Raw genomic sequence first — 12,443 nt, forward strand, 5'->3', positions numbered from 1 at the left:
CCCAGTTCTTTGATGAGTTTACGAAGTGCCGCCGCCGAATGTGGAATGCTCCCGTAATAGCGAGGGGCTTCCCCGGTTGAATCCGCAATGGCCACCGAAATTTTTTCTTTGGATACATCTAAACCGACGAATTTTGTGATAGACTGCATAGTATCAGCTCTCCTTTGCTATGTAGCTCTGAAATGGTTGGTCTTTCCACTTTCCATTTTAACCTACGAGATGTAGCAATGTGGAGGGCTGTCTGTTTATCGTTCATCATAGCTAGAATCAAACAACAGTCGCTGATAGCTAAAATCCAATTAGGCAGGCTCGCTGTACATAATATCCTTCTACCCAGAATTTTCGTTTCCCATATTTCCAATATTTACACTTTACTGCGCATGCTTCTCAAAGATCATTAACGAACTTTTCCCCTTCAGATATCCCATAAAGGATGTATGTGGTATTTGCACATCCGCTTTGTGTGAGCTAAACTGTAGCTCTTGTTTGCCATCCAAGACCACTCCCTCCCTTGAGCCTGAACATCTCAACTGTACAGAATGGTCTTGGTGGTCAAACCCTCGATCCCTCCACCCGCATAGCCGGTGGTTTTTGTTTCGCCCGTTTCTCTCACTCAACTGGCTGAAGCCTAAGTCATAACCACCGGCTAAGCCGACGGTTATGACTATCTAAGAAAGCCCCCAGTCGAACTGGGGGGTTTTTAGACAATAACAGCAGGCTAGGGGATCAATCCCACCTAGCCTGCTCCGAAGCATCGATGGCACCACTTTATGGCGAGATTTAGAACGGCTCTGAGATTGTTTTTTCGCCATAAACGATAACAATATCATTTTCGAGTCATTTTCGAGCCGTCCATTTTGGCAAATCTACACCTTTCATAGTACAAACTCCTTAACAGATTGCACGCTGCAGTGCATAGCTTTATCGGGTTAGTCTATATGTTGCCGCCCGAGAGAGATATCGGTCTTATGCCCGATAATTTGTACTTTTCACAGGCATGAACGGGCCTGGGCTGTTATATTTGCGATGCTTACGGCCTGACCAGACACTTCCCGCCCCTAGTAAAAACGTAGGAATGCCTGCGGCGACGATCGTCAGCGCCCAGTCGCGGAAATTAAGCGGAGCAGTCTTGAATATCGGCTGCAATGCTTCGATATATAGAACACCCAGCAGAAGAATGACCGAAGATAGAACCGCAACTACGAGAAGGCGATTCTGCAAAATATTGCGATGAAAAATAGAGCGGGAGCTCCGACAATCGAATACATGGATGAGCTGGGCGATAACAAGCGTCGCGAATGCTACGGATTGGGCCCGGACGAGCTGTCCCTCAGCTCCGTCATTGGCGTGCAGCGTAATCCAGAACGCACCGAGCGTACAAAAACCGATCAGGATGCCACGGCTTAATATTTTCCAGCCGAGACGCCTTGCGAAGATGTTCTCCTTCGCTCCCCGCGGCTTATGCTCCATAAGATCTTTTTCTGGCTGATCCACCCCGAGCGCCATGGCAGGCAGGCCGTCCGTCACTAAATTAACCCATAGAATCTGAATCGGCATGAGCGGCAGCGGCAGGCCAGCCAGCATCGCAAACAACATCGTCAATATTTCACCTACGTTAGAAGCCAACAGGTAGCGGATAAATTTACGGATATTTTCATATATGTTTCTGCCTTCCTCGATTGCGGCGACGATGGACGAGAAGTTATCATCACTCAAAATAAGCGAGGAGGCCTCTTTGGACACGTCCGTTCCGGTTATTCCCATGGCGATCCCGATATCCGCTGCTTTGATCGCCGGGGCATCATTGACTCCATCGCCAGTCATGGCCACCACATGGCCTTTGCGCTGCAGCGCTTTAACGATACGCAGCTTATGCTCCGGCGATACGCGGGAGTATACATAGATGTCCTCAACCTTCTCATCCAGTTCCTCGTCACTAAGCAGTGCCAATTGCGAGCCTGAAACCGAGGTGCCTCCACGCTGCAAAATTCCCAAATCATGGGCGATCGCTTCAGCGGTCAGGCCATGATCCCCAGTAATCATAACGGTCCTAATCCCTGCCCGGCGGCAGACGGCAATCGCCTCCCGCACTTCCCGCCGCGGCGGATCAATCATCCCGGTCAGGCCTACAAAGACAAGCTGGGATTCAACTGCTTCCTGATTACTCGCATTCTCTTGAGCCCGAAGCTCACGATAGGCTAAGCCAAGTACACGCAGAGCCCTTCGGGCCATTTCCTCATTCGCAGCCTGTACTTTAGAGCGTAAAGTCCCGGTAAAGGGAACGACCTTACCCTCCCATAATATATAGGAACACCGCTCCAGCAACATATCAGGCGCGCCTTTAACAAATACGGTTTTGCCGCCTTGATGCGCGGCGATGACAGACATCCGCTTGCGCTGGGAATCAAACGGGAACTCATTCTCCCGCTTATACAGTCCACTGAGCTCATCAGCTGTATAACCCATTTTAGCGGCTAATGTGACAAGTGCCCCCTCCGTCGGATCCCCCTCCAGCTTCCATCGCGGGCTTTCCGGCTCATCCTGCCCTTTACGGCGATTGCGGCTGCCATCTTCGTCTTCCTCTTCGTAAATCTTGGCATTACTGCAAAGCGAACTGATTTGCAATAATCGGGACAAGCTCCCGTCTTTTTTGGCGTCCAGTTTGTGATCCTGCTCTAAAATATGGCCGACGGGTTCATACCCATTCCCCGTCACTTTCAGCGGACGTCCCTCCAGCCAAATATCCGTTACCATCATATTATTTTGCGTTAAAGTGCCGGTCTTGTCAGAACAGATGACCGAGGCGCAGCCAAGCGTTTCTACGGAAGGCAGCTTGCGAACAATCGCTTTGCGCTTGATCATCCGCTGTACTCCGAGCGCTAGAGCGATCGTAACGATCGCTGGCAAGCCTTCCGGGATCGCAGCGACAGCAAGGCTGACACCGGCAAAAAACATATTTCCGGCGGGCTGGCCGTGCATGATCCCTACTATGACGACGAGAACGGTCAAACCGAGGGACAAATAAATCAAAATTTTGCCAAGCTGCTCGAGCCTCCGTTGGAGCGGCGTCTCCTGCGCCTCTGTATTCTGGATCAGATCGGCAATTTTGCCCATCTCCGTTTCCATCCCCGTGCGGATGACTACGCCTCTCCCGCTTCCCCGGGTCACCATCGTCCCCATAAAGCCGATATTTTTCTGATCCCCGAGCGGAACTTCGTTTTCCGGGATCGTCTCCGCATGCTTATTCACCGGATGGGATTCGCCGGTTAACGCGGATTCCTCCGCATCGAGACTGTTTGTCACTAGCCAACGAATATCGGCCGGAATACGGTCCCCGCTCTCCACCATGACGATATCACCTGGAACGAGTTCTCGCGCCGTAATATCGCGGAAGTGTCCTTCCCGCAGCACTTTAGCATGAGGAGCGGACAACTGTTTGAGCGCCCTAAGCGACCGCTCGGCGCGAAATTCCTGAATAAAGCCCAGGACCCCGTTAAGTATGATGATGGCTATAATAGTAACGGCGTCCAAATATTCGCCGAGAAGTCCGGATATCAAAGTAGCTGCCATCAGTACGAGCATCATGAAATCCTTGAATTGGTTCAAGAAGAGGAGCAGCGGCGAAACTCTCTGCATTTCCTGCAGCTCATTCCATCCGCTTTGCTCCTGCCTGCGCCGCGCCTCTTCTTCGGTCAGCCCTTGCTCCCGCGAGACGCCGAACCGTTCGAGAAGCTCCTCCCCACTCCGCTGGTGCCAGTTTTTTTGTTCCATCCTCCCTATTCCCCTCCCGTATTTTATGCCGTTTTACAGAGCGAAGGCTTTTCCACCTAGGGTAAATGTATTCAGGCCAGTCCTAAATTATCACAGGGAAGGACTTAAGTTTTTACATGAAGTATGGCATCATAGAGAGAGCGCGGTACGCGCCAAGGCACTTATAAGAGGGAGACTACACAATTATGGCACTTGACGGAATCGTTACGCGTTCCATTGTCCACGAGCTGCAAATTTGCGTGGGCGGACGCATTAACAAAATACATCAGCCATCCGATAGCGATATTATTATCAATTTGAGATCCCAGGGCGCGAACCGGAGGCTGATTCTATCAGCCAATCCGACTTACCCGCGCGTTCACCTTACGGAGGAATCCTTTCCTAACCCGCAGGAGGCCCCTATGTTCTGCATGCTGCTGCGCAAGCACTGCGAGAGCGGCGTCATCGAAGCGATTACCCAGTACGGGATGGAGCGGATCATCGCGATCGATATCAGGCAGCGTGACGAGCTCGGTGACATTTCTGCCAAGCGAATCATTATCGAACTGATGGGGCGGCACAGCAACATTATCCTCATCGATCCCAACACGGGCGTGCAACTGGACGGCATTCACCATGTTACCCCTTCCATCAGCAGCTACCGGGTCGTCATGCCCGGCTTCGCCTATACGAAGCCACCGGAGCAGCATAAGCTGAATCCGCTGGAAGCCGGGAAGGGGGAGTTTCTGTCAGCCTGGGGCGATGCCGGGGATGCAGCAGCAGAATCCAGTCATTGGCTGGTGCAGGCTTATAGCGGCCTCAGCCCGCTGATCGCGGACGAAATTTATTTCCGGGCTCGTCACATCGAAGCTGACGCCAAAGCTCCCCCTGTGCTAAAGCCTCTGGAACCTGAAGCGTTATGGTCGGCTTTCTCAGCCATGATGCTTGATATTGCCCGCCATCAATATCAGCCGATGACCGGCAACAACAGCAAGGGAAAGCATGTGTTTTCGGCCGTTCAGTTAAGCATGGTGCAGGAGGAAATTCGGACGTACGACTCGATCAGCGCCTGCATGGAGGGCTATTACGGGGAAAAGGCGCTGCGCGATACCGTGAAGCAAAAGACGAGCGATCTGCTGCGTTTTCTGCAAAATGAGCGCAGCAAAAACATAAAAAAGCTGACGAAGCTGCAGGAGGATCTGGCAGAAGCTGAGGATGCCGAGAAATACCGGATCTCTGGAGATTTGCTCCTTGCCTCCCTTCACCAAATTGAAAAGGGCGATAAAGAAGCAGAGCTCATCAATTACTACGATGAAGAACAGAAGTCTCTGAAGGTATCCCTCGATCCGCTGCTGTCCCCGTCCGAGAATGCGCAGCGTTATTTTAAGAAATACAACAAATTCAAAAACAGCCTGACGGTTATCGATGAGCAAATGGACATCGCCCGCAGGGAGATCACTTATCTGGAGGGCTTGCTCCAACAATTAGATTACGCGACGTTAAACGATATTGATGAAATCCGCGAGGAACTGACCCAGCAGGGATACTTGAAGCAAAGAAGCAGCAAGAGCAAGAAAAAGAAGAAAAACGACCGCCCGACGCTCCATGTTTACACTTCGTCCGAAGGCATCGACATTTACGTCGGCAAGAACAATCTGCAAAACGAGTACGTGACCAACCGGCTGGCCAGCCACAATGACACCTGGCTGCATACAAAGGACATCCCGGGCTCCCACGTCGTCATTCGAAGCGCCTCTTATGGGGAGGCCACATTAAACGAAGCGGCCCAGCTAGCAGCTTACTTCAGCCAGGCCAAGGAATCGAGCAGCGTACCCGTAGACTACACACTTATCAGGCATGTCCGCAAACCAAATGGCGCAAAGCCTGGCTTCGTTATTTACGAGCAGCAGCGTACTCTGTTCGTTACACCCGACGAGGCGCTCGTTAAAAGCCTGCCTAATGCCATCAAATGAGCAAATTAAACGGAAGTTTGATCCGATCGTCTTTACAACAAAAATACAACAAAAATCCTTCGACCGTTTGCTGTTATTCAGCTAATACCAGGTCGAAGGGTTTTTTTAAAGTTAGATAAGGCGCTTATTTCAAATTTATCAGCTTAAACCCGAGCGAAGGCGAAGCTGTTCCAAGGTGCTTAACGGTACCGTGCGCGTGCCGATTTCCCCGTGAAAGACGATGCCCTGCCGAACGCCATGATAATCGGAGCCGGCAGTCGGGATCAGGTCGAATTCTTTCGCGATTTCCAGGTAACGCTGCTCGTCGGCTGGCCCATGGTCGGAGTGATACACTTCGATTCCCGCGGGTTGTCCCTGGGCAATAATCCGCTTGACCAGCTCGTCATCCCCATATAACCCGGGGTGCGCCAGCACGGGGGCGCCGCCAGCCTCGCGGATCCATTGCATCGCCTCCTCCGGAGCGATTCTGGGGACACTTGCATAGGCCGGCTTCCCTTCGCCGAGATAACGGTCAAAGGCATCCCGCATGTTCTCGGCATAGCCCTTGCGGACCAGCGCATCGGCGATATGCGGCCGGCCGATGCTCTCATCAGGACGTAGCGGCCGGCCAAGCCCTTCCTTGATTTCTTGGAGCGTCAGCGGCATCCGAGGGCGTGAAGCTTTTCCAAAATGAGATCGTTCCGCGCTTCCCGCGTAGCCCGGAGACTCTGCAATCTGCTCTGCAGCCTCTCATCCCCGGTATCGATATAATAACCCAGCACGTGAATGTCGCGGCCAGCCGCGACCGTGCTGATTTCAACGCCTGGGACTACCGTAATACCGTATTGCTGTCCGGCGACAAGCGCCTCTTCTATCCCGGCTACGGTATCATGATCGGTGATCGCTATGGCGGCCAGGCCCTTTTCTTTAGCGAGACGCACGTTTTCCGCCGGGGCGTTCATGCCGTCGGAGGCCCGGGTATGGGTATGCAAATCGCAAAATTCATGGCATGCTGTATCGTTCATCATTGAATCTCCTCCTTAACGATTTACAAAGGAAGCTTCTGTTCTCGTAAAAAGGTCAAAAAAGTAACCGCGGATACCGGAAGCAGCGTAGATTTCAAATGGATCGAATAAAATTGGCGCTTGAACGTCACATCCTCGATATCGAGTACTTTTAGTAAACCAAGTGCAATTTCGTGCTTCACGGACGAGGGAGACAAAAAAGTAAGCCCAAAACCTGCCTCGACTGCAGATTTTACAGCGCCTGTACTGCCAAGCTCCATGACAATGTCCAGCTCGCCAAGCTCAATCCCGCTGCGCTCCAATTGATCCTCCATAACCTGACGAGTCCCCGAGCCTTTCTCGCGTAGCACAAACGGATAAGACAATACTTCCTGCAGCTTCATTGGCCCTTTCCCCACAAGCGGATGCCCGGCAGGCACGACCAGCTTCAATTCGTCCTCCATGACCGGCTCGGATATCATATCCGGATGGTGCACCGGCGCTTCGACCAGGCCGAAATTAAGCTGATGGCTTACGATTTCGTCAATGATTTGCGTCGTATTCATCACCTTCAGCACGATAGAAATGTGCGGATACTGGCGGCCGAACGGGCCGAGCAGACGCGGCAGCACATATTCGCCGATCGTGAGGCTGGAGCCGAGCAGCAGGCGCCCTTCCAGCATAGAAGTGAACTGCGACATCGCCTTCTCGGTCTCGCGCATAAGCTCGATGCTTTTACGCGCATACGGATATAATGCTTTTCCTGCTTCGGTCAAATCGATACGCTTCGTCGAACGGACTAGCAGCTTTGTGCCGAAATAATCCTCAAGCGATTGAATTTGCATCGTTACCGCAGGCTGGGTCATATGCAGCGCCTGCGCGGCCGCGGAAAAGCTGCCTCGCTGGGCGACGGTATAAAAAATATGTAATTGGTGATAATTCAAAGCCATTTTCGCTTCACTCCTTCTTCTCCATTACAATAGCATGTCTAGGCAAACAAAAAAAGCAAACACCGGCAAGTGTCTGCTTCGTTCCAATATGCCATCGTTTCTACTCCCTATTTCCGCTTGCGGCTGTTCTTCATCAGCGTCATGCGCCGAGAATGCCTTAGCCAAGAATAATAGGACCGCAAGTCCCGCAGCTCAATTGTTTCGGACATGCGCCCAAGGAAAGTGACGATGATCATCCGATGCATAGGTCTGCCGATCAAATCGTATTCGCCGGGAATTTCGGCAAATTCAGCGACCATGACCAGATCATCATCCACTAAATAGACGTCCTCTTCGTTACGGTAATAATGTTTAATTCTGCCTTGCTTAAGACACTCCCAAGCCCAAGCAGCTATTTTATCAAACCCTTTAGTGTTACGGTCTATTCTATCGCGATACCGCATCATGGCATGGTTAGTGATCACGATATCGGAGACTCTCTTATCGCCTAGTGTTATATGAAAAGCCTCGTAAGTTGCCCACCGTTCCGTAACCTTGTCCCTCATGACGCACCCCTTATGGATAATAATAGTAGGTCTTTATGACTAAGTACATTTACCTATAATCATACATCACTTTCCATTATTCTACAAGGGAGGCCTTGATCTTAGAACCAAATCTATGAGAAAGATTATTCCGCTTTAATTTTTTTCACCGATTCGCAGCTTCCTATAGTCAGCATGAGCGTCTCCAGGTCATAGCCGCCTTTGAGCTGCACGGTCAAAGATAGGGTCAACCACTGCTCTTCGCGCTCCATTTCAAAGGACAGCACGGTAATCTGAAGTTCTCCAAACTCCTTTAAAACCCGTTCCAGCGCTTGCGGTTCATTCTCGAGCACAAGGACGATATTTTCCACTTTTGGAGAGGTCAACCGGCCTAAGCGGCCATGCAGCACGATTTGTCCCACAAAAATAATCAGCATCACACCGATACCGACGAAATACATACCGGCCCCGACCGCCATGCCGATCCCCGCCGTCGCCCATATGCCCGCTGCCGTAGTCAGCCCCTTCACCGTATGCTTCTGCATGAATATCATGCCCGCCCCCAAAAAGCCAACCCCGCTCACGACACCGGCCGCGACTCTTGACGGATCGAGCGACAGATTGCTCCAGCCGATCTGGTCCTGAAAACCGTACTTTGAAATGATAATCATAAGGGCAGAGCCAGCAGCCACGATAAAATGCGTCCGCACCCCCGCTTCCTTCATGCGGCTTTTTCGTTCGAAGCCGATGACATAGCCGCAAACTCCCGCAATCATCACGCGCAGCAGCAGCTCATACTCCATGATTCCCGCCTCCTGACGATGTTCTGCTCCATTCTGGGTGAAAACCGTTAAAAATAAAGAGCGCCCCGAAGGTCGCTCTGAAGGGTCGCTCTTTATTGTATCCCGCCGGCATTCTAATAAGTCCTACGCCAATCGGGTCATGAATATTCGCACTCGTATAGAATATCTACTACAATCCATAATAATGCGTCTTATCTGGAACTTCCTTCGAATATTCCGTCTTAATTTCATTGCGGTATGATCGTTCAATCTTGCGGACATAAGACAGCTTGCGGATATTTCGCATGATATCTTCAGCGCGTTCCGCATTTACATACATGACGACGTAATGCATCCGCCGGGATAAATAATGCACGCTCCCGTATTTCTCCAGATTTCTTGCCGCCTTCAGATCGCTTACCCATATGATATAGCCTGTACGTTCCGGAAACATCTAATCCCCCCAATTTCGTCGTCTGTAAATGATGGCGCCGCCGCCTTACACCGGCGGCGGCGCCCCGTTATCCGCAGCTGCAGCTGCCGCCGCTTCCGCAGCCGCCGCCCTTCGGATTCGGGTCATTGCTCGGCACCTTAATCGTGTCGGATACGGAATAAGCGATCGTCTCCGACATCTGATGCAGCATGTCGTCCAGCTCTTTCTCTGCCGCTTTGAAGTTGCGCACGGCTTCAAACTGCTCCAGTTCCTTCTCCACTTGGGCTACTTTGTCTTTCGCCTCATGGTAATTGGGATGGTAGTGCCCGAATCGCTCCGTCTCCTCAAAGAGCTCCTTCTGCGCGTCAAGCTTTCTGACGTATGCCTGGACCTCCGGATCCTCCTCCACGCGTCTCTTCCAGTATAAATAATCGGATACCGCGATGGAATTGTTTATCATATCGCCTAATTCATAGGCGTATGTCAAAAGCTCGGCCATGTCGACCGTCTTCAGCTCGGTTACGCTCATGAATCTCAACTCGATTCTATATAGAATGGTCTACTAAAAAATCCATTCAGCAGTACAGTTTTCAGTAGACTACATTATAATAACATATTCGGTTTCCAAGCAGAAGAGTTTCCCGCGATTGCTCAGTTCCGAATTCCCGTTCCGTTCATTAAATGAACCTCCTCTTTCCTTCCAAAAATCTGTAATATGAAAAGAAGAAGCCCGCAAGCATTATGCGAACCTCTTCTCTAAAATTGGCTTTAGCATGAACTAGTGGACTTGATGGGAAATTTCGCTCAGCGCGTCGCCGGCTTCATCGGCAAAATTGTTGCGTACAGCCATGTCTCCGATCGATACGATCCCGATGAGCCGTTCTCCTTCCGTTACCGGCAGGCGGCGAATTTGCTGCTCCGCCATCATTTCCGCGGCATCGTCGACCGGCGTGTCCGGTGAAGCGCAGCGGATGCCCCGCGTCATAACCGTCTCCACGGCCGTAGAACCAGGATGCTTGTCCGCGATCGCTCTAATGACTAGATCGCGGTCGGTAATAACTCCGATCAGCCGGTCTCCATCCTCGACGACGGGAATAAAGCCGGTATCATGGTTTTTCATTTTTACCGCAACCTCATAGATATTGTCTTTTGGCGATACAGTAACTACTTGGTCAGTCATGATGTCCTTTACTTTTCTCATTATGCCATCCCTCCATCATTTAGATTTCCTAGGAGGGAGCTATATTATGCATGCCGTTCAAATGAAACCTAAAGGGAGCTTGGGGATTAATCAGGACTGCTTTTCTTGATAAGCTTCCGCCATCGCAATCAAGAGGCTGGCCGCATGCAGCATCGCCTCTTCGTCGATATCGAATTTCGGATGGTGGTGCGGATAAACCGCATTCTTCTCCGGATTTCCCGCTCCTACAAGCATGAAGCAGCCGGGAATCCGCTGCAAATAGTAAGCAAAATCCTCGGCAGGCATAATTTGCGGAGAGAGCCCGCTTGACAACCCGGTCTCCCGTTCCGCAACCTCTCGAAACCTTTCATATTCCTCCGGATGATTGGCCAGGCTCGGATAGCCGGTCATATAATCGATCGCCACGCCCGCCCCATAAGCCTGCGCCGTCCCTTCCGCCAATTGCTCGATCCTCGTGCGTATGATGCTCCTCGTCTCTTCCTGGAAGCAGCGAACCGTGCCAGCAAGTCGGCAGGTGTCCGCGATGACGTTCTGGGCCGTTCCGCCATGGATCGAACCGATTGTCACGACAGCGGGATCTAGCGGATTAACCGATCGGCTGACGACGCTTTGCAATTGAAGCACCAGCGCAGCTCCGGCTACAACGCTGTCTACAGCGGCATGCGGCATGCCGCCATGGCCTCCTCGGCCCGACAGCTCAATGAAAAATTCATCCGTCGAGGCCATCATTGGCCCAGGCCGGCTGGCTGCCGTGCCTACCGGGATCGGCGTCCATAAATGCACACCATAAATTACGTCCACTCCGTCCAGCGCCCCGGCTTCAATCAATCCGAGGGCCCCGCCGGGACATACCTCCTCTGCCGGTTGAAATAACAGACGAATTTCCCCTTGAAGCGTCTCTCTTCTGCTGATGAAATATTCAGTAACGGCTAACAGTACGGCCGTATGCGCATCGTGGCCGCAGGCGTGCATGACCCCGGGAACCTCCGAGGCATAGTCACAGGCTTTCTCGTCCTGAATCGGCAGCGCGTCCATATCCGCCCGGAGCGCAACCGTCTTGCCCGGTAATTTTCCTCTTATCGTGGCTATTATCCCGTTGCCTCCTGCTTTCACCACGGTATCCACGCCTAGCTTGGTGAGGATGTCTGCAACGTAGGCAGATGTCTTATGCTCTTTAAAAGACAATTCCGGATGACGATGCAAATGACGCCTCCGCTCCACCATCATTGGGAACAATGACTTTAGCGCTTCCTCTCTCATTGTCTTCCACTTCCTTCTTCGTCGATAAAACGTCCATTTGATAACGGCAAGCCGCCTTACGAACAGCCTTGCACATAATATGTATTATTGTATCAGAAAACCGGTTAGCCTGAATACGGTGCATTGCAACAGCAAACAGCGTCCCTTCACCATTTTGCAGCGTTTTCCCATGCTTGCACAAGTGATTGAAACATAATATCATGGGAAGAGAACTTTTAAGGAGGCATTTTACACGATGATTCTCGAAAATACCGGTTTGAACGGAGTAAAAAGCGATCTGTCCTACTTGGACGAATCCGCGGAGAAAGTCGGGTTTATTCGCTGGCAATGGGAATATTACCGGGCTACATACGACTACAAAATAGAAGCGAACAATAACGAATATTTCCTTCGCATCAACACGCGTGCCGTTGAGGGCAAATTGGAGCGTCCTGATACGGTTCTGGAAATTGAGGCCGTCTACATCGGACGGGCTACATTCCCACATGGACTGGAATACGAATCGGAAATTCCGGCAGCGGTTCAAAAGACGGCCAACCTGAAGCTATCTGAACTGAAACAGCTCCTCGAAGCGTAAGGAACTTGGC

General features: G+C 51.5%; 10 protein-coding genes and 2 pseudogenes. 2 read left to right on the top strand and 10 right to left on the bottom strand.

Features of this window, described 5'->3' with window-relative positions; genetic code table 11:
• Positions 1–315: 315 nt before the first annotated feature.
• A pseudogene (locus tag G358_RS33615) lies at positions 316–437 on the bottom strand (transposase); the annotation flags it as partial.
• A gap of 529 nt (positions 438–966) precedes the next feature.
• Positions 967–3,771 carry a calcium-translocating P-type ATPase, SERCA-type gene (locus G358_RS0104780; protein ID WP_019636059.1) on the bottom strand — a complete coding sequence of 935 codons (2,805 nt, stop codon included), beginning with the start codon at positions 3,769–3,771 and terminating at the stop codon, positions 967–969.
• 185 nt (positions 3,772–3,956) lie between these two features.
• Between G358_RS0104780 and G358_RS0104785 the strand changes: the two genes are divergently transcribed.
• Positions 3,957–5,723 carry an Rqc2 family fibronectin-binding protein gene (locus G358_RS0104785; protein WP_019636060.1) on the top strand — a complete coding sequence of 589 codons (1,767 nt, stop codon included), beginning with the start codon at positions 3,957–3,959 and terminating at the stop codon, positions 5,721–5,723.
• Between the two features lie 138 nt (positions 5,724–5,861).
• Here G358_RS0104785 and G358_RS31170 read toward each other — a convergent pair.
• The 8 genes and pseudogenes from G358_RS31170 to G358_RS0104830 all read right to left on the bottom strand — a co-directional run bounded on the left by G358_RS31170 (position 5,862) and on the right by G358_RS0104830 (position 11,856).
• Positions 5,862–6,727: pseudogene (locus G358_RS31170) on the bottom strand (PHP domain-containing protein).
• A gap of 23 nt (positions 6,728–6,750) precedes the next feature.
• Positions 6,751–7,656: a selenium metabolism-associated LysR family transcriptional regulator gene (locus tag G358_RS0104795; RefSeq protein ID WP_019636061.1), complete on the bottom strand. Its 906-nt coding sequence runs from the start codon at positions 7,654–7,656 to the stop codon at positions 6,751–6,753.
• Between the two features lie 107 nt (positions 7,657–7,763).
• Complete coding sequence (locus G358_RS0104800; protein ID WP_019636062.1) at positions 7,764–8,201, bottom strand: hypothetical protein; 438 nt, start codon at positions 8,199–8,201, stop codon at positions 7,764–7,766.
• A 125-nt stretch (positions 8,202–8,326) separates the two neighbouring features.
• Positions 8,327–8,983 carry an MgtC/SapB family protein gene (locus tag G358_RS0104805; protein WP_019636063.1) on the bottom strand — a complete coding sequence of 219 codons (657 nt, stop codon included), beginning with the start codon at positions 8,981–8,983 and terminating at the stop codon, positions 8,327–8,329.
• Positions 8,984–9,152: 169 nt separating this feature from the next.
• Positions 9,153–9,416 carry a YlbG family protein gene (locus G358_RS0104810; protein WP_019636064.1) on the bottom strand — a complete coding sequence of 88 codons (264 nt, stop codon included), beginning with the start codon at positions 9,414–9,416 and terminating at the stop codon, positions 9,153–9,155.
• A 67-nt stretch (positions 9,417–9,483) separates the two neighbouring features.
• Positions 9,484–9,924, bottom strand: coding sequence for a YlbF/YmcA family competence regulator (locus G358_RS0104815; RefSeq protein ID WP_019636065.1), 441 nt, complete (start codon positions 9,922–9,924; stop codon positions 9,484–9,486).
• A gap of 249 nt (positions 9,925–10,173) precedes the next feature.
• Positions 10,174–10,596 carry a CBS domain-containing protein gene (locus tag G358_RS0104825; RefSeq protein ID WP_019636067.1) on the bottom strand — a complete coding sequence of 141 codons (423 nt, stop codon included), beginning with the start codon at positions 10,594–10,596 and terminating at the stop codon, positions 10,174–10,176.
• 90 nt (positions 10,597–10,686) lie between these two features.
• Positions 10,687–11,856 carry a M20 family metallopeptidase gene (locus G358_RS0104830; protein WP_019636068.1) on the bottom strand — a complete coding sequence of 390 codons (1,170 nt, stop codon included), beginning with the start codon at positions 11,854–11,856 and terminating at the stop codon, positions 10,687–10,689.
• A 235-nt stretch (positions 11,857–12,091) separates the two neighbouring features.
• Between G358_RS0104830 and G358_RS0104835 the strand changes: the two genes are divergently transcribed.
• Positions 12,092–12,433, top strand: a complete 342-nt coding sequence (locus G358_RS0104835; RefSeq protein WP_019636069.1) for a YugN family protein — start codon at positions 12,092–12,094, stop codon at positions 12,431–12,433.
• Positions 12,434–12,443 lie beyond the last annotated feature (10 nt).

It is taken from the genome of Paenibacillus fonticola DSM 21315 (genome assembly GCF_000381905.1).
Lineage (GTDB): Bacteria > Bacillota > Bacilli > Paenibacillales > Paenibacillaceae > Fontibacillus > Fontibacillus fonticola.